The sequence below is a fragment of the Pedobacter sp. CFBP9032 genome (assembly GCF_034045265.1).
In the GTDB taxonomy this organism is placed as follows: Bacteria; Bacteroidota; Bacteroidia; order Sphingobacteriales; family Sphingobacteriaceae; genus Pedobacter.
Genome location: NZ_JAXCWE010000013.1, coordinates 85,931 through 108,162, shown reverse-complemented (window position 1 = coordinate 108,162; position 22,232 = coordinate 85,931). Strand labels below are relative to the sequence as shown.

Here is a 22,232-nt window from a genome sequence, read left to right as displayed (position 1 = left end):
GTGCACTCCCGAATTGCTGCTGATTAGCTTTAGGAAAGCAAGGTGTAACAATCACACAAACAAGCCAAGAAATCATTTATTTAGAAAGGTTCTAAATCAAGGCAAGCTAGTTCAATTGCCTTTAAAATATTGTAAATTTGTTGCTCATTCTGCAAAGGGATGAGCATTTTTTGTTTATAAACATGAGTGAAATTAATATAGTTGATGCGCCTCCAGGAACCGAAGGACCTGGATATTTTGCTACTTCATTAGATAAAGTGATTGGCTTAGCACGCTCAAATTCATTATGGCCATTGCCTTTCGCAACTTCATGTTGTGGAATCGAATTCATGGCTACCATGGGTTCTCATTATGATTTAGGTCGTTTTGGCGCAGAGCGCTTGAGTTTTTCTCCACGCCAGGCTGATGTTTTAATGGTAATGGGAACTATTGCAAAAAAAATGGCTCCGGTACTTAAACAGGTTTATATCCAGATGGCCGAGCCACGTTGGGTAATGGCAGTAGGTGCTTGTGCCAGTAGCGGTGGTATTTTTGATACCTATTCGGTATTGCAAGGGATTGATGAAGTGATTCCGGTAGACGTTTATGTGCCAGGTTGCCCGCCAAGACCAGAAGCAATTTTAGATGGTTTTCAACGCATTCAGGATTTGGTGAGAAATGAATCAGGAAGAAGAAGGAATTCTGATTATTATAAAGAACTTTTAGGTCAATACGGCATTAAATAATGGAAGAAACGACCCTAAATAATACGATTCATGTTAGGCTAACTGAAAAGTTTGGCGAAAAAGTAACAGCGGTTTCTGAACCTTATGGATTATTAACTTTTGTAACTTACAAGGATGTAATCATAAATGTCTTATCTTATTTAAAAGACGAATTAAAATTTAACTTCCTTACTGATATCACGGCAGTTCACTATCCTGGCAAAGACCATGGTATTGCGGTTGTATACCATTTAAACAATATGGTAGAGCGGGTAAGAATCAGAATAAAAGTTTTTATTTCTGAGCAAAATCCAACCATCCCAACCGCAACAACGGTTTGGAAAGGAGCAAACTGGATGGAACGTGAAACTTACGACTTGTTTGGCGTTAAGTTTGAAGGCCACCCTGATTTACGCCGTATTTTAAATATGGATGATCTTGGCGTACACCCAATGTTGAAACAATATCCATTGGAAGATCCAAACAGAGTAGATAAAAAAGACGAATTTTTTGGAAGGTAATTTATATGAATCATAACCATCCGGTATTTACAGATAACGATCCGCAAAGTGAGCTGGTAACCTTAAATTTAGGCCCAACCCACCCAGCAACACACGGAGTTTTTCAAAACGTTTTGCAATTAGATGGCGAACGGATTGTAAGCGGCGTTTCTACAATTGGCTACATTCACCGAGCATTCGAAAAGATTGCCGAACATCGCCCGTTCTATCAAATTACACCATTAACAGACCGTTTAAACTATTGCTCTTCGCCTATTAACAATATGGGATGGCACATGACGGTTGAAAAATTGTTAAATATCCAGATGCCAAAACGTGTAGATTATCTTCGCGTGATCATCATGGAACTTTCCCGCATTGCTGATCATATTATCTGTAATACAATTATTGGTCAGGATACCGGAGCAACAACAACTTTCCTTTACCTCTTCCAATTTCGTGAGCATATATATGAAATCTTCGAGGAGGTTTGTGGTGCCCGTTTAACCACAAATATTGGTCGTATTGGAGGGTTTGAGAGAGATTTCAATGAAATTGCCTTTACTAAAATCAATAAATTCTTAAAAGAGTTCCCAGTTGCCTTAAAGGAATTTGAGAACCTTTTAACCCGTAACCGTATTTTCATTGATAGAACAGCTGGCGTTGCGGAAGTGACAAAAGAGGCTGCTTTAGAATATAGCTGGACTGGCCCTTTGCTTCGTGCAGCTGGTGTGGATTACGATGTTCGTGTGGCAGACCCATATTCATCTTATCAGGATTTCGATTTTGAAGTTCCTGTAGGTACAAGCGGTGATATATACGATAGATATTTAGTGCGCAATGAAGAAATGTGGCAAAGTTTGCGCATTATCGAACAAGCAATAGTGAAATTGAAAACAGAACCTAAAGGTCTTTTTCATGCCGATGTTCCTGATTTTTACCTTCCTCCAAAACAAGAAGTATATAATAATATGGAGGCATTAATCTATCACTTCAAAATTGTGATGGGAGAAATTGATGCACCAAAGGCCGAAGTTTATCACGCTGTTGAAGGTGGGAATGGAGAGTTAGGTTTTTATCTGATTAATGATGGCGGACGTACACCTTATCGTTTACACTTCCGCAGACCTAGTTTTGTAAATTACCAGATGTTTGCACCAATGAGCGAAGGCATGTTATTGTCTGATGCCATTATCAACATGAGTAGTATGAATATTATTGCAGGAGAATTAGATGCTTAAAGTAGAAGAACAAACACCTGTAGTGTTTTCATCAGAGTTGCTTGCCAAGTTTGATGATGTTAAAAGCCGTTACCCGGAGGGTAAAGAAAAGTCAGCTTTGTTGCCATTATTACATTTGGTACAGGCAGAATATCTTTGGGTTAGTACTCCGGCGATGGATAAGGTTGCTGAATATTTGAACATTCAGCCAATTGAAGTTTATGAGGTAGCAACTTTTTATACCATGTACTTCTTAAAACCACAAGGTAAATATGCTTTGGAGGTTTGCCGTACAGGACCTTGTTGCCTGGTTGGTGCAGAAAATATATTAACACATTTAGAAGATAAGTTAGGCGTAAAAGAAGGTGAAGTTACTGCAGATGGATTATTTAGCTTTAGAGGAGTTGAATGTTTAGCTGCCTGTGGTTTTGGTCCGGTATTGCAAATAAGCCCGGAATATACTTTTTATGAGAACCTGACTACCCAGAGTGTAGATAAATTGATTGAAGATTTGAAAAATAAGTCCTAAGTCAGGAATCTTAAGTCATGAGTCGTTTGATTCAAGACTTTAGACTAAAGACTGGAGACTATAGACTAATTATAAATGTCTCGAAAACTGTTACTTGAGCATATAAACGTACCAGGCATCAATACACTTGAGGTCTATCGCCAGAAAGGTGGGTACCGTGCTGTGGAAAAAGCCCTTAAAACTTTAACACCTGAAGAGATTGTTGAAGAAGTTAAGAAATCGGGTTTACGCGGTCGTGGTGGTGCGGGTTTCCCAACAGGGATGAAATGGAGCTTTTTGGCAAAACCAGAAGGTGTTGCGCGTTATTTAGTTTGCAATGCTGATGAATCAGAGCCAGGGACTTTCAAAGACCGTTACCTGATGACATACATTCCTCATGCTTTAATTGAAGGAATGATTGTTGCCAGTTTTGCATTGGGTGCAAAAGTTTCATACATCTACGTTCGTGGAGAGATGATGCCTCAAATCCGTATTCTAGAGAAAGCCATTGCAGAAGCGAAAGCCGCAGGATGGTTGGGTAAAAATATTTTAGGTACGGGTTACGATTTAGAACTTTATGTTCAGCCAGGTGGTGGCGCTTACATTTGTGGGGAAGAAACTGCGTTGTTAGAGTCGCTTGAAGGTAAAAGAGGGAATCCGAGAATAAAGCCGCCATTCCCTGCTATTGCAGGATTATATGGTTGCCCAACAGTAGTGAACAACGTAGAGTCTATTGCTGCTGTGGTGCCAATTATCAATGATGGTGGTGATGAATATGCAAAAATTGGTATCGGTAGAAGTACAGGTACAAAATTAATATCGGCATCTGGCAATTTAGTTAAGCCAGGTGTATATGAAATTGAATTGGGTTTACCAGTTGAAGAATTTATCTATTCTGATGAATATTGTGGCGGTATTGCCAATGGTAAACGCTTAAAGGCAACCGTTGCAGGTGGGTCATCTGTGCCAATTTTGCCAGCTAACTTAACTTTAAAGTATGCAAATGGCGAACCTCGTTTAATGAGTTACGAATCTTTATCAGAAGGTGGATTTGCAACAGGAACCATGATGGGTTCTGGTGGCTTTATTGCTTTTGATGAAGACCAATGTATTGTTCGCAATACCTGGAATTTCTCCCGTTTTTATCATCACGAAAGTTGTGGACAATGTTCGCCTTGCCGTGAAGGTACCGGATGGATGGAAAAAGTATTACACAAAATTGAGCATGGCCATGGTACAATGGATGATGTGGATTTGCTTTGGGATATTCAACGTAAAATTGAAGGAAATACCATTTGCCCGTTAGGTGATGCAGCCGCCTGGCCAGTGGCAAGTGCGATTCGTCATTTCAGGGATGAGTTTGAATGGCACATTAAAGAGCCTGTAAAGAGTCAGCAACAAAATTACGGCATTGCTAATTACGCAACTCCGATAGAAAAAGCTCCGGTAACGGAAGAGAAATAAATTCTAAGACCCATTTTGCAACCCAAGAAAGTTAAACTTAACAATGAAGTATATGTAAATGAAAGAAGAAATATCACCAGCAATTATCCCCAACGAAGTAATAATTAAAAAATATATCTTTTTAGAGGAGTTAAGGTGATGTTGGATGCTGATTTAGCAGAACTTTTTGGCGTTGATACTAAAAGATTAAAATAGCAGGTCAGAAGAAATATAGAGCGGTTCCCCGAACACTTTATGTTTGAATTGACAAAAGAAGAGAATGATGTCTTAAGGTCGCAATTTGCGACCTTAAGACATGGCCGACACTCAAAATACCTTCCGTTCGCATTTAGTGAACATGGCATTTTGAAAGTGGATAACCAGGATAAAAATATTGAAGTCATTTTCAGGTATTGCACTACTGGAACAGAAGGCACAACCAAGAAAAGAAATTGGTTACAAAATCTCGAAAGAGAAATAATATAAAATAGAATTGGTTTGTGGGTATACAAACCATGGCGAGATAAAGAAATAAAAGAATATCATTAACCATGAGTGAAAAAGTTAAGGTTACGATAGATGGAATAACAGTAGAGGTTGATAACGGAACCACTATCCTGAATGCTGCAAGGCAAATTGGAGGTGAAATTGTTCCGCCAGCCATGTGCTATTATTCTAAATTAGAAGGCAGTGGTGGTAAATGCCGTACCTGTATTGTTAAGGTAACAAAAGGTTCGGAAAAAGATCCACGCCCAATGCCAAAATTGGTTGCATCTTGCCGTACAACTGTAATGGATGGCATGGAAGTGTTAAACATTACTTCTCCAGAGGTTTTAGAAGCACGCGCTGGTGTAGTAGAGATTTTGTTGATTAATCACCCGCTAGATTGCCCGGTTTGTGACCAGGCTGGAGAATGCGATTTACAAAATTTAGGTTACGAACACGGTTTGCAGAAAACACGATATGAGTTTGAGCGCCGCACTTTCGACCGTATTGATATTGGTGATAAAATTCAGTTGCACATGAATCGTTGCATTCTGTGTTATCGTTGTGTTTTTACTGCTGATCAAATCACTAACAAACGCGTTCATGGGATTTTAAACCGTGGTGACCATTCGGAGATCTCTACTTATATTCAACAAGCTGTTGATAACGATTTCTCTGGCAACGTGATTGATGTTTGTCCCGTTGGTGCCTTAACTGATAGAACTTTCCGTTTCAAAAACCGTGTATGGTTTACTAAACCTGTTGATGCACATCGTAATTGCGATCATGAAAAGTGCAATGGTAAAGTAACGCTATGGTATAAAGGAGAAGACGTTTTACGTGTTACGGCTCGCAAAGATCAGTTTGGTGAAGTAGAAGAATTTATCTGCAATACTTGTCGTTTCGATAAAAAAGCAACTTCAGACTGGACAATCGAACACCCAACACATATTGATGATACTTCAGTAATTGCATCTAATCATTACGAAACATTAAGGCCACTTCCGGTAATTAAGCCAAATGCGGCATTACAGGCGGCGAATGAAATTGAATTACATAAAACAGTAAAATACTAATGGATACAGGTTTTATAATTGAAAAGTTTATTCTGGTTGCCGTTATCTTCGGGATTAGTTTAGTCGTAGCCATGTATTCTACTTATGCAGAACGTAAGGTTGCCGCTTATCTTCAAGATCGTTTAGGTCCGGATAGAGCAGGCCCCTTTGGGATCTTGCAGCCTTTAGCCGATGGCGTTAAAATGTTTATGAAAGAGGAAATTATTCCTGCCTCATCAAGCAAATGGTTATTCATCGTTGGGCCAGGTTTGGCCTTGCTTTGTGCCTGTATTGGTACTGCGGTTATTCCTTGGGGAAGCCCAATGCTAATTGGCGACAAAATGGTTCCATTACAGGTTGCAGATATTAATGTAGGTGTTTTATACATTTTTGGCGTAGTTTCTTTAGGTGTTTATGGTGTAATGATTGGGGGTTGGGCATCAAATAATAAATACTCATTATTAAGTGCTATACGTGCAGCATCACAAAATATCAGTTATGAAATTGCAATGGGTTTATCAATTATCGCATTGCTTTTAATGACCAATACCTTAAGTTTAAAAACCATTGTAGAACAGCAACATGGCTTAAACTGGAATGTATGGTATCAACCATTAGGATTTCTAATCTTTATGGTGTGCTCATTTGCAGAAACGAACCGTGCGCCTTTCGATTTACCTGAATGTGAAACGGAATTAATTGGTGGTTACCATACCGAGTATTCGTCAATGAAACTGGGCTTCTACCTGTTTGCGGAATACATTAACATGTTTGTTTCATCAGCAGTGATGGCAACATTATACTTTGGTGGCTATAACTATCCGGGTATGGATTCGATGGCTGTTTGGTTAGGTCCAACTTGGGCACCACTTTTCGGTACAGCCGTTTTCTTTGGTAAAATAGTATTCTTTATCTTTTTCTTCATGTGGGTACGTTGGACAATCCCTCGTTTCCGTTATGATCAATTGATGAATTTGGGTTGGAAAGGTTTAATACCTTTGGCCATTGCCAACATTATAATAACTGGAGTTGTGATTGCGATTATAGAGAAGTTTTAATTATGGAATCATTAAGTAACAAGAAAAAAGTACTGGAACAAAAGCCCCTAAGCTTTATGGAGCGTATGTACCTCCCTGCTATTGCAAAAGGTATGGGCATTACGATTAGTCACTTATTTAAAAAAGAGGCTACAGTAAGATATCCAGAAGTAGAACGCGAGTTTTCTGCAAACTTCAGAGGCATGCACTCGCTTAAGCGTGATGAAAACGGAAAAGAACGTTGTACCGCTTGCGGGCTTTGTGCATTATCCTGCCCAGCTGAAGCAATTACTATGATTGCTGCAGAACGCAAAAACGACGAAAAGCATTTATATCGCGAGGAAAAATATGCAGCAACTTATGAAATAAACATGTTGCGTTGCATTTTCTGTGGATTATGCGAAGAAGCTTGTCCGAAAGAGGCAATTTACTTAGATGGACCAATCGTACCTGCTGATTATTTACGTAAAGATTTCATTTACGGGAAAGATAAATTAGTAGAGGCTCCTTTGGAGATGAAAAAATAAACAAAATCGTCATGCTGAACTTATTTCAGCATCTATTAATCAAGACTCTGAAATAAATTCAGGGTGACACCATTAAAAATTGCTTCGTGGCTCGCAATGACGAACGAAGAAACAGATAAAACAAATAACAAATTAATGAGTACACAAGTATTCTATTTCGTAGCCACATTAAGTATCATCTTTTCACTGATGGTGATTTTTGCAAAAAATCCGATCCACAGTGTATTATACTTAATCCTCACTTTTTTCACGTTCACGGTACATTACGTATTGCTGAATGCCCAGTTCCTGGCCGTTGTAAACTTCATTGTTTATATGGGTGCCATCATGGTATTATTTCTCTTCGTACTGATGCTCCTCAACCTGAACAATGAAACTGAACCCGTAAAATCTCCATTGATTAAAATTGTGGGTGTAATTGCAGGATGTTGTTTAGTGGTAACTTTGGTCGGTTCATTTAAAGCGGCAAGCATTAACAGTCCGCTGATTTTGAAAAACCAAGGATTGGGTTTGGTAGAAAACTTAGGTAAAGAGCTTTTCGGACCATTCTTATTGCCATTTGAATTATCATCTCTGTTACTATTGGCCGCAATGGTTGGAGCTGTTTTATTATCTAAAAAAGATGAGGTAGAGGCATAATGGAAAATTTAACAACTCAAATGGCAGGCGTTCCACTAAATCACTACATCTATTTATGTGCAATAATTTTCACAATAGGTGTAATAGGCGTATTAACGCGCAGAAATGCAATCGTAATCTTTATGTCGGTAGAGCTGATGTTAAACGCAGTAAACTTGCTTTTAACTGCTTTTTCGGTTCATAGTAACGACCCATCCGGACAGGTTTTCGTATTCTTCATTATGGCGCTTGCTGCTGCAGAGGTTGCAGTTGGTTTGGCGATTATTGTAATGGTTTACAGAAATACGAAATCAATAGATATTAATGTTTTAAATCGCCTTAAGTGGTAAATATATATTAAGAATGACAATAGAACAATTGATTTGGTTGGTTCCTTTACTTCCTTTTTTAGGGTTTGTAATTAATGGACTGGGCAGAAACACGTTATCTAAAGGACTAGTTGGAATCATTGGAAGCGGCGTAATCTTAGCTTCATTCATCATCAGCGTAGTTATTTTCTTTAGTTTACAAGGCGACACACAAAAATCTCACGAGGTATTTTTATTCGATTGGATTAGCGCAGGAACATTGCATATTCCGCTATCATTCCTTGTTGATCCATTGAGTTCGATTATGCTTTTGATTATTACTGGAATTGGTTTCTTGATTCACTTATATTCTACCAGCTACATGCACGATGATGAAGGGTTCGGCAAGTTCTTTTCTTACCTGAATCTGTTTGTATTCTTTATGCTCTTATTAGTATTGGGTTCGAATTATATTGTCATGTTCATCGGCTGGGAAGGCGTTGGTTTATGTTCGTATCTGTTAATCGGTTTCTGGTACACCAATAGTGCTTATGCATCGGCAGCTAAAAAAGCCTTTGTAATGAACAGAATCGGAGATTTAGGTTTTTTGCTGGGTGTATTTTTAATGTTCAATTTCTTCGGAAGTGTGGAGTTTTCTAAAATATTTCCTCAGGCCGCTAATATGTTGCCTGGCAATAATACACTGATCTTAATTACCATTCTTTTATTTATTGGTGCATGTGGTAAATCTGCACAATTGCCACTATTTACATGGTTACCAGATGCAATGGCCGGACCAACGCCAGTTTCTGCATTAATCCACGCTGCAACCATGGTAACGGCAGGAATTTATATGATCGCCCGTTCAAGCGTTTTATTTGATCTTGCACCTTTCACGCAACATATCATTGCAATTGTTGGCGCCGCAACTGCATTAGTAGCCGCAATTATTGCATTAACCCAAACTGATATTAAAAAAGTATTGGCTTATTCAACAGTGTCTCAATTGGGATATATGTTTTTGGGCTTAGGCGTTGGTGCATACACAGGTTCATTCTTCCATGTATTAACTCATGCATTCTTTAAAGCATTATTGTTTCTGGGCGCAGGTTCGGTAATTCATGCCATGCACCACGAACAAGATATGCGGCACATGGGTGGCTTAAGAAAGAAACTTCCGGTTACCTTCTTAACCATGATGATCGGTACCATCGCTATTGCAGGTCTACCTCCATTTTCGGGCTTCTTCTCGAAAGATGAAATTTTAGCCCATGCATTTCAATATAGCCCGGTGCTTTGGGGTGTTGGTGTAGTCACCGCATTCTTAACCGCATTTTACATGTTTAGAATGATGTTCCTTACCTTTTCCGGGAAATACAGAGGAACACACCATGAAGAAAGTCATGTTCATGAATCACCAGCGGCAATGACAACGCCACTAATTATTTTAGCTGTTTTAGCAGCCATTGGAGGAGCAATCAATATTCCTCATGTTTTTGGTGGAAATGAATGGTTAGCACATTGGTTAGCTGGCGCAGGTGTTGCACAACATGAATTAGATTTAAGTCATTCTACTGAATACGCATTAATGGGTACATCGGTAGTTGCGGCCATTATTGCTTTACTGTATGCTTACGCCAGATATGTAAAAGGTGCACGCGTTCCTGTGGCCGATGAGGCACCACGTTCTGCACTCGCTAAACTATCTTACAATAAATTTTACCTGGATGAAATTTACGATTTCATTATCACTAAGCCATTGGATGCGTTTTCAAGATTTTTTTATCGAGTGGTCGATACCAAATTTATTGATGGTATTGTAAATGGATTAGGCTGGAGTACAAACGAAGCCAGCAAAGGCATTCGTTTACTGCAAAGTGGAAACGTAGGTTTCTATATTTTTATGATGGTATTTGGTATCGTCGCATTATTGTTATATACATTTTTATACATATAAAAAGGGTTCAAAATTAAATAATGGAACAACTTTTACTACTTATATTTCTTCCGCTTGCAGGCGCGATCATAACAGCCTTTGCTGGCAAGTCGGCTAAAATAGTTTCAACCGTAATTTCGGTTGCCTCTTTGTTATTAGCTTTGTTCATCGCCGCTAACTTTATTCCGGATGCAAGCACGCAGTTTGAAGCAAATTTACCGTGGATTGCTGATTTAGGCATTCGCTTTCACGCAGGTATCGATGGAATTAGCATGCTCGTGGTATTACTAACTAACTTGCTGATACCAATTATCATTTTATCAAGCTATAAACACGATTATAAAAACCCTGGTGCCTTCTATGCATTAATTCTATTTATGCAAACCGGATTGCTTTTGGTATTTACCGCCATGGATGCTTTCTTGTTCTATATCGGATGGGAAGCCGCTTTGATTCCGATTTATTTTATCTGTGCATTCTGGGGAGGGCAAGACAGGATTCGCATTAACATGAAGTTCTTTGTGTATACCATTGCTGGTTCCCTGTTCATGTTGATGGGTATTATCTACCTGTACTTACAAAACCCGGCCGATAATTTCGATATTCAAGCTTTTTATGCTTTGAACTTAGATAGTGCACAGCAAGGATGGATTTTCTGGGCTTTCTTTATTGCTTTTGCCATTAAAATGCCGATTTTTCCATTCCATACCTGGCAACCAGATACCTATACGGCCGCTCCAACTCAAGGAACAATGTTATTATCTGGTATCATGTTGAAGATGGGGATTTACGGTGTAATCAGATGGCTGTTGCCAATCGTTCCAACTGGTGTACAGGACTGGTCTACCCTGGCTATGGTACTTTCAATTATTGGAATTGTTTATGCCTCGCTAATTGCTTTTACGCAGAAAGATGCAAAGCGTTTAGTTGCTTATTCTTCTATTGCCCACGTTGGATTAATTTCTGCAGGAATCTTCGCACTAAACCAACAAGGGATGCAAGGCGCTATGGTGCAAATGTTAAGTCACGGGATTAATGTAGTTGGATTATTCTTCGTTTTAGATATTATTTTCTCCAGAACAAAAACCAATAAGATAGAAGAGCTTGGCGGTATTGCAAAAGCAGCCCCTCAACTGGCAATTGTTTTCTTAATTATTGTTTTAGGAACGGTAGCACTACCAGGAACAAATGGCTTTATCGGAGAATTCTTATTGTTAATGGGCGTTTACAATTATGGCATTTGGGCGGCCGCCATTGCGGGTTTGACTATTATTTTCGGAGCTGTTTACATGTTACGCATGTATCAGAATGTTATGTTAGGAAAAACCAATACCTTAACCGTTACCTTCGCTGATATTCAGGGAACTGAAAAATTGGTACTTTATATTATTTGTGCTTTGATTATTATTTTAGGAGTATATCCTAAGCCGTTATTGCACATCACAGAGGCATCTGTACAACATTTATTAGAACAGGTAAATCAAAAATTAACATCAGTAAAATAAGCAATGAACATTATCATAACTATTAGTATAACCGCTTTTATTGTACTTTACGCAGGTTTGTTTAAAGCGAAAAAAGCATTATTGCCGATTACCGTTGTTGGGCTACTTACTGCGCTGGGCTTTACCATTGCAGCATGGAATGGTAATGCTGTACACTTTGGCATGATGCAGACAGATAACTTTGCATTGGCATTTTCTGGTATTTGCATTGTTGGAACGCTATTAATATTCTTATTAACGCAAAATTATTTTCATGCTAAAAGCGATAATGTAGCTGAATATTTTACCCTAATCCTGTTTGCCCTGGCGGGGATGATTATGATGGTATCTTATAAAAACATGGCGATGTTATTTGTGGGATTGGAAATCATGTCAGTAAGTTTATATATCCTTGCGGGAATACGTAAAAAAGATTTTGCATCAAACGAAGCTTCATTGAAATATTTTCTGATGGGTGCTTTTTCTACTGGTTTCTTATTATTTGGGATTACGTTAATTTATGGGGCTACAGGATCATTTGATTTAGATAAAATCCAAGCTTACCTGGTAGATAACAGCAAAGCCATTTCACCAATCTTTTATCCGGGAGTAATCCTGATGATGATTGGTTTATGCTTTAAAGTTGGTGCTGCACCATTTCACTTCTGGACTCCGGATGTATATGAAGGTTCTCCAACACTAATCACTACCTTCATGAGTACAGTAGTTAAAACTGCTGGCTTTGCAGCCTTCTTAAGGTTGTTTGCGGGTTCACTTGCACCGCTTCATGATTTTTGGGTCGCTCCGCTAATCGTTATCGTATGTTTAACTTTATTTATCGGTAATGTTACCGCATTGTTTCAAAAGAACTTCAAGCGGATGTTAGCCTATTCAAGTATATCTCACGCAGGTTATCTTTTATTTTCACTTATCGTTTTAAGTGCGAAGTCTGAAAATAATGTTTTGGTTTATGCAGCTGCTTATACTTTCGCGTCAATCATCGCTTTTGCCGTACTAATTTTAGTAAAACAAAAAACAGGTAGCGATAGCTTCGATAGCTTTAACGGCCTGGGTAAGAAAAATCCTTTAGTTGCGCTGTCTCTTACCATTGCGATGTTATCGTTGGCCGGTATCCCCTTAACGGCTGGCTTTATAGGGAAATACTTAATGTTCCTGAATGTAATGGGAGAATACCAAACACTTTTGGTGGCTTTCGCAATCCTGAATGCTTTAGTAGGTTTCTATTACTATTTCAAAGTTATTGTAGCCATGTGGTTTAAAGATGGTGCAGAAATAGAACTTAGCACACCAGGCCAATACAAGGTTGTTTTATTAGTTTCAGTAGCGATTACTCTTATTTTGGGTATTTATCCTGGAATTATTTTAAACCTCATATAGGTATACAGTTGTTAGATAATTATTTGTAGTTTTACGAATAATTCAATATGCACGATTTTTGGAATAACCTGCATCACCTGATTGATCCCGAGAAATTATTGAGGGAAGGCGGTTTCTATCTCGTTGTATTTGTAATTTATGCAGAAACCGGTCTCTTCTTTGGTTTCTTTCTCCCGGGTGATTATTTATTGTTTCTGGCGGGCATGTTTGTAGCCACAGGAAAGTTAGATGTAAATATTGCATTGTTATTGGCTGGTCTCTGCGTTGCAGCCGTTTCCGGGAACTTCACTGGTTATTGGTTTGGACGAAAAACTGGTCCGGTGCTGTACACCAGAAAAGACAGTTTCTTTTTTAAGAAGAAATATCTTAAGGCTGCAGAGCGATATTATAACAAACAAGGGGCTTTTGCATTAATTATGGGCAGGTTTGTGCCAATCGTTCGAACTTTTGCACCGATTTTTGCAGGGGTGGTGAGATTAGACTTTAAAAGGTTTGCACTTTACAACGTGGTTGGTGGTGTATTGTGGATTTGCTCTCTTACATTATTAGGGTATTTCCTAGGGAAAAGGTTTGAAAAAGAAATTAACGATTACTTATTATATATTATTATTGGCTTCATCTTTATTACAACTATCCCTTTATTGATTACATTTGTAAAAAGTAAAGTAACAAGTTCTGACGAGGAAAAGACAGATTCAAATTAAAATGGCAAAAGAAGAAACTCACGCTTGGCATAGCGTATCACCAGGTAAAAACGTACCGGAAATTGTAAATGCGATTATTGAAATCCCAAAAGGCTCAAAAGCAAAATATGAAATAGATAAAGAATCTGGTTTGATTAAATTAGACAGGGTTCTTTTCTCATCAGTAATGTATCCTGCTAACTATGGCTTTATTCCTCAAACTTATTGTGATGATAAAGATCCATTAGATATTTTGGTGCTATGTTCTGTAGATGTGTATCCTATGACTTTAATAGAAGCAAAAGTTGTTGGTGTAATGCATATGGTAGATAATGGCGAGCAGGATGATAAAATTATTGCAGTAGCCGCTCATGATATGTCAGTTAATTACATTAACGATTTAGATGAATTGCCTCCACACCAAATGAAAGAAATTGTTCGTTTCTTCCAGGATTATAAAGCATTAGAAGATAAAAATGTTACAATCGAACATTTGTTAGGTGTTCGCTATGCTCATAAAGTAATTAAAGAGAGCATGGAACTTTATAACACTACCTTTAGAGAATTAGTTTAATGGATTTACCCACGGTTTGCTTGTTTTTAAATTTTAAACTAAGCGCTATCCTTCCATCAACAGACCTGGCAATGGTTGCGCTGGCAGAAACAGATACAACTTCTGTTGGATGGCGACTATTTTTTGCGTTATTTTTGGTGTTGTTGAATGGATTTTTTGTAGCAGCAGAGTTCGCTATTGTTAAAGTTCGGGCCTCCCAAATTGAAATCAAGGCAAAAACAGGCAGTAGAGTGGGTAAAATGGCCAAAACAATTATCCATAACCTGGATGGTTACCTGGCCGCCACACAGCTAGGCATAACGCTTGCATCACTAGGCTTAGGTTGGGTTGGTGAAGGCGTTATGCATACTATTTTTAAAAACCTTTTTGATAGCCTTCAGTGGGGCTTAAGTGATGCTTCTATTCATACTGCATCTACTATAGTGGCATTCTCGCTAATTACCGTAATGCACATTGTGTTCGGTGAACTGGCGCCTAAATCTTTTGCCATTCAGCGTCCTGTAGCTACCACTTTATTTGTTTCGGTACCCCTGCAAATCTTTTATGTTGTTTTCAGGCCATTCATCTGGACTTTAAATAGTCTTGCTGCAATTATTTTAAAGCCGTTCGGTATTGATACCTCAGCTGGGCACGAATCGCTTCACAGCACAGAAGAATTACAGTATTTATTAGAGCAAGGTAAAGAAAGCGGTGCGCTTGATAATAACGAGCACGAACTGATTAAAAATGTTTTCGATTTTAATGAGCGTGTTGTTAAAAACATTATGGTGCCCAGAACGAAAATTTCAGGTATTGAATTAAGTTCTCCGAAAGAAGAAGTGATCGACAAGATTATCAAAGAAGGATATTCCCGCTTACCTGTTTATGATGAAATTATGGACAAAATTGTTGGAATTATTCACGCAAAGGATATTCTGCCTTTAGTTGCAGCAGGAAACCAACATTGGACATTAAAAGACATTATCCGTAAACCCTATTTAGTTACTGAAACTAAAAAAATTAATGATCTGATGAGTGAGTTGCAAAGCAACCGCATTCAAATTGCTATTGTTTTAGACGAGTTTGGTGGAACAGCAGGAATGGTTACACTGGAAGATATTGTGGAAGAACTAGTGGGCGAAATTCAGGATGAATATGATGAAGAAAAACCACTGGTTGAGAAAGTATCTGATAATGAATTTATCGTAAATGCTTTCGCAACGGTTTACGACGTTAATGAGCACTTGCCACATGATTTGCCAGAGGATGAAGATTTCGACACCATTGGTGGTCTGGTATCTCACGTGTTTGAACGTATTCCTGAAGTCGGCGAAAGCAACGAATCATACGGCTACTTGTTTACGATCCTGAAGAAAACTGAGCAGAACATTGAAACAATAAAGTTAGAGTTGGTTATCAGTAAAGAAGATATGGTTGATAATCACTAATTTCAACTCATGCATATTTTTTATACGCCAGATATTACCCAAAATACTTACACCTTAAACGAAGAAGAAAGTAAACACTGTGTTCGTGTTCTTCGCCTTTCGAAGGGGGCAATTATTAATCTGGTTGATGGCGTAGGAGGTTTTTACACTGCAGAAATCGTTTCTGATCATCCTAAAAAAGTAGTCTTGGCTGTTTTGAATGTTGAAAAGGGGTTTCATAAGCGTAATCACTATTTACATATCGCAGTAGCGCCAACGAAAAATATCGACCGTTTAGAGTGGTTTCTCGAAAAAGCCACTGAACTAGGTATTGATGAAGTTACTCCAATCATTACCGATCGCTCAGAACGAAGGGTCATTAAAGATGATCGGTTGAATAAGGTAATCACTTCCGCTGTAAAACAGTCTATTAAAGCGTATCATCCCAAGTTAAATGAGGCCACTTCATTTGATGATTTTCTAAAACAACCATTCGATGGTGAGCGATTAATTGCCCATTGTATCGATAATGCAGAAAAGAAATTTATTAGTGAACAAATAGCACCATATCAAAAATATTTAATTCTTATTGGTCCAGAAGGAGATTTCACACCAGAAGAAGTTGATTTAGCTTTGAATAAAGGCTTTAAACCGCTAACTTTAGGTGAGAACAGGTTACGCACAGAAACTGCTGCACTATCTGTTTGTTTTGAAATTAATTACCTTAACCGATAGTCAGTTTGAAGTTTTCAGTTATCAGTTTCCAGTTTTCTAAAATAAGGATTTTGTTGTCAGGCTTTTGTCTTTTGACTTTAGTCTTTGGACTTTATGCTTTCAGCCCGGTTCCCTCTTACCGAATGGGAAAATTAAAGTACAATGGAGGTGGCGATTGGTATGCTGACAGAACAGCACTTCCGAATCTTATCGCCTTTTGTAATTCAAATCTCAAAACCAATTTTTATGAAGAAGAAAGCATTGTTGAAGTTGGCGGTAAAGAAATTTTTGGTTATCCCTTTATTTATATGACCGGGCATGGAAATGTTCAGTTTAGCGATCTTGAAGCTAAAAATTTACGACAATATCTAATTGGTGGTGGTTTTCTTCATATTGATGATAATTATGGCTTAGACAAATTTATAAGGCCACAGATGAAGAAGGTATTTCCAGAACTCAGTTTTGTAGAGCTACCCGCTAATCATGCCATTTACAATCAGAAATTTAAGTTTTCAGGCGGCTTACCAAAAATTCACGAACATGACAACAAGCGTCCGCAGGGATTTGCATTGATTTATAAAGGAAGAGTTGTTTGTTATTATACTTTCGAATGCGATTTGGGAAATGGCTGGGAAGATCTGGGGACTTATCCTGAAGATACCCAGGAAACACGCTTAAAAGCACTCAAAATGGGCGCTAACCTGGTGCAATATGCCTTAACACAATAATGCCATGTATAAGATTGCTGTAAATGAAAATATTCTTTATAATGTTGAAGAGCGGGATGGAAAAACTTTTGTGAATGATAAAGAGATAGAACTGAATGTAAGCAAAATTTCACCTTCACAAACTCATATTTTATACCAGCATAGATCATATAACGTCGAGATTATTGATGCCAATCTACAAGATAAAACCTGCAAAATAAAAATCAATGGAACCATTTATGAAACTAAAGTAGAAGACCAGTTTGATCAATTACTAAAACAATTGGGGATGGATACTTTAGCTTCTGGTAAGATTGCTGAAATTAAGGCACCAATGCCCGGCTTGGTATTAAAAGTATTGGTGGAAGAAAACACAGAAGTGAAAAAAGGAGACAACCTTCTAGTGCTCGAAGCCATGAAAATGGAGAATATTTTGAAATCTACTACCGATGGTATAGTGAGTAAAGTTGCCGTTAAGCAAGGAGATAAAGTGGATAAGAATCAAATCTTAGTCCAATTTAAATAGCGGTTTTCTAGCCTTGAAACATAAGACCTTTCTCTATAATAAATTTGCTTGCAGGTTAATTGTTTTTCACCACCTTAGTCACCTAAGAATTCACCAATGTACTTTACAATACCTGAAAACTTGGACTATATCTATGCAAGATCATTTGCTTCTGCATCTATTAGGTGGAAAACATCTTACGCTCTTTACCCAGCTTAGGTGTCTTAGGTCGTAAAACACCTCGATGATAAATTTATTGCAGTTAGTTAGTTTTTTCACCACCTTAGTCACCTAAGAATTCACCCAGATACCTTACAACACCTAAAAAATCAGACATAATTTTTTAAAGATAATTTGCTTCTGCAATTATTAGGTGAAAACATCTTAGGCTCCTTACCCAGCTTAGATGTCTTAGGTGGTAAAACACCTCGATGATAACTTTATTGCATTTAATAGTTTTTTAACCACCTTAGTCACCTAAGAACTTACCGAAGTACTTTATAATGCCTAAAAGCTCAGAATTTATTTATTCAAGATAATTTGCTTCTGCAATTATTAGGTGAAAACATCTTAGGCACCTTACCCAGCTTAGATGTCTTAGGTGGTAAAAATACTTAGATGATAAGTTTATGTGCAGTTAATAGTTTTTTAACCACCTCAGTCACCTAAGAATTCATCTAAGTCCTTTACAATACGTGAAAAATGGACTTTATCTATTTAAGATAATTTGCTTCTGCACTATAAGGTGAAAAACATCTTAGGCCCTTACCCAGCTTAGATGTCTTAGGTGGTAAAATACCCATAGAATTTACGGACATCCCGCAAAAAAAAGTCCTGATTTTTAAACCAGGACTTTTAAATCTATTTACTCCTACCTACACGGTAAGGTTTTGGAGGAGGAGTTTTAAAACTTCTTTTGCCAACGGTGCTAATTTCAGGTGCTCCAAGCATAGTCATTGCACAACGGAAACCGACTTCTGCAGATGACTCATCCTGTTGCATAAAGCGGCGGGTAGCTGGGTTTAACCAGTAGGCCATATCGTTCCATGATCCACCTTTATAAACTCTGGATTTATCGTTTACAAGTGTAACACCTTCTTCATTTAAAATGGTATTCTGTCTGTCGCGATAACCCCTTTGATCCGCCTGATAGGCATTAGTCGTTCCAATCGTTTGTGGATCTGTAGATTTTGAAATAGAATCCACACGTTTTGCTTGCGCTTGTTTCTCCGCCCAGGTTTGTTTTCTGCCTGAATAAGCATTTTCCTTAATTGGATTGCCATATTTATCAAGTGCAATTTTACCGTTCTGGGTATCTTCTAATTTTTTATTCGTAAAGTAGTTACCACGATAAGGATTAAATGCATCAGCATCTGTAAAAGTTCCAGTTCTATAAACATCGTTCACCCACTCGTTTACGTTTCCAGCCATATTATACAAGCCGAAATCATTTGCACCGTATTGGATCACTGGAACCGTTAAATCACCTTTATCATTTAATGATCCACCAACCCCCATATAATCTCCAGGCGCTCTTTTAAAATTGGCCTGAATCATACCTCTGGTTTTTTTACTTGCAGAACTTACGCCTAATCCGTTCCATGGATAGATCTTGTTCTGGTTAATGTTTTCATATTCAGTGTTACCGATAAGTCCGAGGGCAGCATATTCCCATTCGGCCTCTGTAGGTAAACGATAAGGTTGCATAATTACACCATCTTCCAGGGTTGCAGTTCTGCGTGGTTGTGTATTTCCCTTTCCTGAGCCAGCAGTAGTTGTAGCCGCTCCTGCTTTGGTATTGTAATCAACCGGGGCATTTTTCCCCTTATCATCATATTGGCCATTAAGGTAAGCATCGGTATTGAAAGGCTTATCTGGTTTTGGTGTTGCAGCGGCTGTTGCATTGTTGCCTTTACCTGTATTTCCTGCGTTTAGTGTTTTATAATCTGTTAAGATGCCTTTTTCGCGCAAAATAAACTCATTTGCCCTTGATGTTCTCCATTCGCAATAGCGTGATGCTTGTTCCCATGATACACCAACAACAGGATAATCACGATAAGCCGGATGTCTTAAATAATTATCAACGTACGGTTCGTTATAAGATAAAGCACTACGCCAAACAAGTGTGTCTGGTAATTCATTGTAATAGAACTCACGATCTTCAGGATAATTATATCTGATCCAGTGTAGGTATTCTAACCAATCGGTGTTAGAAACTTCCGTTTCATCCATATAAAACGAAGGAACTGTCACCTGCCTTTTATAATTGTAAATATTTGGTTCTATGCCCGGTACTTCAATTGCACTTCCACCAACAACTAAAACACCACCTTCTATAGGAATTAATCCCGGACCCGGTGCACGTCTGTATTGTGTAGCTACGGCAAAGGCACCTGATGCATTAGTTTTGCTCTTTCGATTTGCATATGGAATGCCTGTTTTGCTAGAACTGTTTCCTCCTTTGGAGCTACAGCCAGATAGCAAAGCCGCCAATGACAAACAAGTAAAAGAATATAGTAATAGTTTTTTCATATGTTACTTTAAAAAAGTATCGCCCAACAACGTTTCAACTGATAAAATTAAACAAATTTAAGTGAATATATAAATATAATAACAATTTCTTGAGATATATTTTTAAGGCATAAGGTATCAGTTTCTTTCCTGATTTGTCTACTTAATTTGAAATACAATTTTTTGCTAAAATATTGTATATAAGTCAACTAAAAACCAGGGTACACTAATATCTAAAGTTTGCATCCAAGCGAATGATTTTAAAACTGAATCTCATCTTCCTTCTTTCAAACGGAAGTGATACCAACTTGAAGCAGGCACCATAAAGGACCATACTGTACAAGCATCAAATTAATCTAATGGCGTATTTTAGTTTTAAATGTTCGGGAACGATGTAAAGCAATAACGAATAAAGGTATCATTGATCAAATAAATAGTAAAGTACTGAACAATGCAATGGGCGAGAATATAAGTCATCATTTAAAATATTATAACCCGCTGATTAGGTTTATGTTGTCTTTTTTGTAGTTGCAGCAATATGTAAAAAAATGTAGTTTAGTTAGTAAATTATGAGTTAATTCGTATTTTGGTAAAATATACTTTTTGGTTTTACGTTAAAGGAACATATTCTTCTAGTTTTTTCAAATACCAAAATCTAAAATTACGTACCTTTAAAGGATGAATCTCAAGTACATTAGTAAACTTGCTTTTTCTGCATTCTCATTGGCTTTGATGTTTGGTAAAACAAACGCTCAAGTAGTTGTCGGCAATACTTTAACCAGTGGGAGTGAGTCTAACAATATTGTAACCGCCGTTCCATTTTTATTGATAACACCTGATGCCCGGGCTGGAGCAATGGGAGATGCAGGTGTAGCGGTGCCAGGTGATGTGAATTCAGCCAGCATAAATCCTTCGAAATTAGCTTTTATTGATAAGCCCTATGGCTTTGCTGTTTCTTATAGTCCATGGTTAAAAAACCTGGTTCCTGATATTAGCCTCGCTTATCTTAGTGGGTTCTATAAATTAGACGATAGAAATACAATAGGTGCATCATTGAGGTATTTTTCATTAGGTTCGATTCAATTAACAGATATTAATCAACAAGAGCTGGGGATTGCCAATCCCAATGAATTGGCTTTTGATGTTAGTTTTGCAAGAAATTTTGGTGAAGAATTCTCATTAGGAAGCTCTTTGCGATATATTTATTCCAATCTGGCTTCTGGTCAGTTTGCTTCTGGTCAGGTTCGCGGTGGCAATGCAATTGCTGTTGATGTTTCCGGTTTATATAAAACATCTAGTACGTTGTTTGGTAAGCCCACTACTTTTTCTGCTGGTGCGAATATCTCCAACATTGGTACAAAGATGAGTTATTCTGATGTTGGCCAAGCGTTTTTTCTGCCTACAAATTTTAAATTAGGCGGCGCATCAACAATTACGCTAGATGATTACAGTACTTTCACTTTCGCACTTGATTTTAATAAGTTACTGGTGCCAACGCAACCTATTTACGACGGCAATAATAATATTGTGAGTGGAAAAGATCCAAACCGATCAGTTCCTGCCGGAATATTTGGTTCTTTTAGTGATGCCCCCGGGGGCTTTAGCGAAGAACTTAAAGAAGTGGGCATTTCAACGGGAATAGAATATTGGTATAATCAGCAGTTTGCCATAAGGGCAGGTTATAATCACCAAAGTCCAATGAAAGGTGATAGCCGCTATTTTACAATGGGACTGGGGCTAAAATATAATGTTTTCAATATAGATTTTTCTTATTTGCTGGCTAATGCGCAAACAAGCCCACTTGCAAATACCCTTCGTTTTGGTCTTTTGTTTAACTTTGGCGATAAGAAAATCGTAAAGTAATCTCAATCTAACGTCTTAACAATTGATTCTTCCAGTTAGATTATA

21 protein-coding genes and 1 pseudogene are annotated in these 22,232 nt (G+C 37.9%); 21 read left to right on the top strand and 1 reads right to left on the bottom strand.

Annotation, left to right across the window (positions count from 1 at the left end; translation table 11 throughout):
- The first annotated feature begins 182 nt into the window (after positions 1 to 182).
- The 20 genes and pseudogenes from SOM16_RS20050 to SOM16_RS19955 all read left to right on the top strand — a co-directional run bounded on the left by SOM16_RS20050 (position 183) and on the right by SOM16_RS19955 (position 17,834).
- Positions 183 to 725, top strand: coding sequence for an NADH-quinone oxidoreductase subunit B (locus SOM16_RS20050; RefSeq protein ID WP_025146324.1), 543 nt, complete (start codon positions 183 to 185; stop codon positions 723 to 725).
- Complete coding sequence (locus SOM16_RS20045) at positions 725 to 1,225, top strand: NADH-quinone oxidoreductase subunit C (RefSeq protein ID WP_320465777.1); 501 nt, start codon at positions 725 to 727, stop codon at positions 1,223 to 1,225. Before SOM16_RS20050 ends, SOM16_RS20045 begins: the two co-directional genes overlap by 1 nt.
- A gap of 5 nt (positions 1,226 to 1,230) precedes the next feature.
- Positions 1,231 to 2,445 (top strand): NADH-quinone oxidoreductase subunit D, encoded by a 1,215-nt coding sequence (locus tag SOM16_RS20040; protein WP_320465776.1) that lies wholly within the window; start codon positions 1,231 to 1,233, stop codon positions 2,443 to 2,445.
- Positions 2,438 to 2,953 carry an NAD(P)H-dependent oxidoreductase subunit E gene (locus SOM16_RS20035; RefSeq protein ID WP_320465775.1) on the top strand — a complete coding sequence of 172 codons (516 nt, stop codon included), beginning with the start codon at positions 2,438 to 2,440 and terminating at the stop codon, positions 2,951 to 2,953. The genes SOM16_RS20040 and SOM16_RS20035 overlap by 8 nt, the downstream gene beginning before the upstream one ends.
- A 75-nt stretch (positions 2,954 to 3,028) precedes the next feature.
- Positions 3,029 to 4,396, top strand: a complete 1,368-nt coding sequence (gene nuoF, locus SOM16_RS20030; protein WP_320465774.1) for an NADH-quinone oxidoreductase subunit NuoF — start codon at positions 3,029 to 3,031, stop codon at positions 4,394 to 4,396.
- Positions 4,397 to 4,534: 138 nt separating this feature from the next.
- Positions 4,535 to 4,861, top strand: a pseudogene (locus tag SOM16_RS20025) (ORF6N domain-containing protein).
- A 65-nt stretch (positions 4,862 to 4,926) separates the two neighbouring features.
- Positions 4,927 to 5,937 carry a 2Fe-2S iron-sulfur cluster-binding protein gene (locus SOM16_RS20020; RefSeq protein ID WP_320465773.1) on the top strand — a complete coding sequence of 337 codons (1,011 nt, stop codon included), beginning with the start codon at positions 4,927 to 4,929 and terminating at the stop codon, positions 5,935 to 5,937.
- Positions 5,937 to 6,974, top strand: a complete 1,038-nt coding sequence (gene nuoH, locus SOM16_RS20015; RefSeq protein WP_320465772.1) for an NADH-quinone oxidoreductase subunit NuoH — start codon at positions 5,937 to 5,939, stop codon at positions 6,972 to 6,974. The genes SOM16_RS20020 and nuoH overlap by 1 nt, the downstream gene beginning before the upstream one ends.
- 2 nt (positions 6,975 to 6,976) lie before the next feature.
- The gene (locus SOM16_RS20010) at positions 6,977 to 7,480 is read left to right on the top strand and encodes a NuoI/complex I 23 kDa subunit family protein (protein ID WP_154279595.1); all 504 of its coding nucleotides are present in this window, start codon (positions 6,977 to 6,979) and stop codon (positions 7,478 to 7,480) included.
- 135 nt (positions 7,481 to 7,615) lie between these two features.
- Positions 7,616 to 8,119: an NADH-quinone oxidoreductase subunit J gene (locus SOM16_RS20005; RefSeq protein ID WP_320465771.1), complete on the top strand. Its 504-nt coding sequence runs from the start codon at positions 7,616 to 7,618 to the stop codon at positions 8,117 to 8,119.
- Positions 8,119 to 8,448, top strand: a complete 330-nt coding sequence (gene nuoK / locus SOM16_RS20000; protein ID WP_010601897.1) for an NADH-quinone oxidoreductase subunit NuoK — start codon at positions 8,119 to 8,121, stop codon at positions 8,446 to 8,448. The genes SOM16_RS20005 and nuoK overlap by 1 nt, the downstream gene beginning before the upstream one ends.
- Before the next feature lie 13 nt (positions 8,449 to 8,461).
- Positions 8,462 to 10,363: an NADH-quinone oxidoreductase subunit L gene (nuoL, locus tag SOM16_RS19995; RefSeq protein ID WP_414692280.1), complete on the top strand. Its 1,902-nt coding sequence runs from the start codon at positions 8,462 to 8,464 to the stop codon at positions 10,361 to 10,363.
- Between the two features lie 20 nt (positions 10,364 to 10,383).
- On the top strand, positions 10,384 to 11,847 hold the full coding sequence (locus SOM16_RS19990; RefSeq protein WP_320465770.1) for an NADH-quinone oxidoreductase subunit M: 1,464 nt from the start codon (positions 10,384 to 10,386) through the stop codon (positions 11,845 to 11,847).
- Between the two features lie 3 nt (positions 11,848 to 11,850).
- Positions 11,851 to 13,224 (top strand): NADH-quinone oxidoreductase subunit N, encoded by a 1,374-nt coding sequence (locus SOM16_RS19985; protein ID WP_320465769.1) that lies wholly within the window; start codon positions 11,851 to 11,853, stop codon positions 13,222 to 13,224.
- 47 nt (positions 13,225 to 13,271) lie between these two features.
- Entirely contained in the window at positions 13,272 to 13,928 is a 657-nt protein-coding gene (locus SOM16_RS19980; protein WP_320465768.1) for a DedA family protein, read from the top strand.
- Between the two features lies 1 nt (position 13,929).
- Positions 13,930 to 14,481 (top strand): inorganic diphosphatase, encoded by a 552-nt coding sequence (locus SOM16_RS19975; RefSeq protein WP_320465767.1) that lies wholly within the window; start codon positions 13,930 to 13,932, stop codon positions 14,479 to 14,481.
- A 71-nt stretch (positions 14,482 to 14,552) separates the two neighbouring features.
- Complete coding sequence (locus SOM16_RS19970; RefSeq protein WP_414692282.1) at positions 14,553 to 15,908, top strand: hemolysin family protein; 1,356 nt, start codon at positions 14,553 to 14,555, stop codon at positions 15,906 to 15,908.
- Between the two features lie 9 nt (positions 15,909 to 15,917).
- Positions 15,918 to 16,622, top strand: a complete 705-nt coding sequence (locus SOM16_RS19965) for a 16S rRNA (uracil(1498)-N(3))-methyltransferase (RefSeq protein ID WP_320465765.1) — start codon at positions 15,918 to 15,920, stop codon at positions 16,620 to 16,622.
- A 122-nt stretch (positions 16,623 to 16,744) separates the two neighbouring features.
- Entirely contained in the window at positions 16,745 to 17,329 is a 585-nt protein-coding gene (locus SOM16_RS19960) for a DUF4159 domain-containing protein (protein WP_320465764.1), read from the top strand.
- Between the two features lie 4 nt (positions 17,330 to 17,333).
- On the top strand, positions 17,334 to 17,834 hold the full coding sequence (locus SOM16_RS19955) for a biotin/lipoyl-containing protein (protein WP_320465763.1): 501 nt from the start codon (positions 17,334 to 17,336) through the stop codon (positions 17,832 to 17,834).
- 840 nt (positions 17,835 to 18,674) lie between these two features.
- On the opposite strand, the gene SOM16_RS19950 is transcribed toward SOM16_RS19955, so the two are convergent.
- Entirely contained in the window at positions 18,675 to 20,345 is a 1,671-nt protein-coding gene (locus SOM16_RS19950) for an SUMF1/EgtB/PvdO family nonheme iron enzyme (protein WP_320465762.1), read from the bottom strand.
- A gap of 657 nt (positions 20,346 to 21,002) precedes the next feature.
- On the opposite strand from SOM16_RS19950, the gene porV reads away from it, so the two are divergent.
- On the top strand, positions 21,003 to 22,187 hold the full coding sequence (gene porV / locus SOM16_RS19945) for a type IX secretion system outer membrane channel protein PorV (protein ID WP_320465761.1): 1,185 nt from the start codon (positions 21,003 to 21,005) through the stop codon (positions 22,185 to 22,187).
- Positions 22,188 to 22,232 lie beyond the last annotated feature (45 nt).

Coding starts and splice junctions, on each gene's coding strand:
- SOM16_RS19970 (WP_414692282.1), top strand. CDS start 14,553: ATGGTTGCGCTGGCAGAAACAGATACAACTTCTGTTGGATGGCGACTA.
- nuoH (WP_320465772.1), top strand. CDS start 5,937: ATGGATACAGGTTTTATAATTGAAAAGTTTATTCTGGTTGCCGTTATC.
- SOM16_RS19990 (WP_320465770.1), top strand. CDS start 10,384: ATGGAACAACTTTTACTACTTATATTTCTTCCGCTTGCAGGCGCGATC.
- SOM16_RS19950 (WP_320465762.1), bottom strand. CDS start 20,345: ATGAAAAAACTATTACTATATTCTTTTACTTGTTTGTCATTGGCGGCT.
- SOM16_RS19955 (WP_320465763.1), top strand. CDS start 17,334: ATGTATAAGATTGCTGTAAATGAAAATATTCTTTATAATGTTGAAGAG.
- SOM16_RS19985 (WP_320465769.1), top strand. CDS start 11,851: ATGAACATTATCATAACTATTAGTATAACCGCTTTTATTGTACTTTAC.
- SOM16_RS19975 (WP_320465767.1), top strand. CDS start 13,930: ATGGCAAAAGAAGAAACTCACGCTTGGCATAGCGTATCACCAGGTAAA.
- SOM16_RS19980 (WP_320465768.1), top strand. CDS start 13,272: ATGCACGATTTTTGGAATAACCTGCATCACCTGATTGATCCCGAGAAA.
- SOM16_RS20005 (WP_320465771.1), top strand. CDS start 7,616: ATGAGTACACAAGTATTCTATTTCGTAGCCACATTAAGTATCATCTTT.
- nuoL (WP_414692280.1), top strand. CDS start 8,462: ATGACAATAGAACAATTGATTTGGTTGGTTCCTTTACTTCCTTTTTTA.
- SOM16_RS20040 (WP_320465776.1), top strand. CDS start 1,231: ATGAATCATAACCATCCGGTATTTACAGATAACGATCCGCAAAGTGAG.
- SOM16_RS20050 (WP_025146324.1), top strand. CDS start 183: ATGAGTGAAATTAATATAGTTGATGCGCCTCCAGGAACCGAAGGACCT.
- porV (WP_320465761.1), top strand. CDS start 21,003: ATGAATCTCAAGTACATTAGTAAACTTGCTTTTTCTGCATTCTCATTG.
- nuoK (WP_010601897.1), top strand. CDS start 8,119: ATGGAAAATTTAACAACTCAAATGGCAGGCGTTCCACTAAATCACTAC.
- nuoF (WP_320465774.1), top strand. CDS start 3,029: ATGTCTCGAAAACTGTTACTTGAGCATATAAACGTACCAGGCATCAAT.
- SOM16_RS20010 (WP_154279595.1), top strand. CDS start 6,977: ATGGAATCATTAAGTAACAAGAAAAAAGTACTGGAACAAAAGCCCCTA.
- SOM16_RS20045 (WP_320465777.1), top strand. CDS start 725: ATGGAAGAAACGACCCTAAATAATACGATTCATGTTAGGCTAACTGAA.
- SOM16_RS19960 (WP_320465764.1), top strand. CDS start 16,745: ATGGGAAAATTAAAGTACAATGGAGGTGGCGATTGGTATGCTGACAGA.
- SOM16_RS20035 (WP_320465775.1), top strand. CDS start 2,438: ATGCTTAAAGTAGAAGAACAAACACCTGTAGTGTTTTCATCAGAGTTG.
- SOM16_RS19965 (WP_320465765.1), top strand. CDS start 15,918: ATGCATATTTTTTATACGCCAGATATTACCCAAAATACTTACACCTTA.
- SOM16_RS20020 (WP_320465773.1), top strand. CDS start 4,927: ATGAGTGAAAAAGTTAAGGTTACGATAGATGGAATAACAGTAGAGGTT.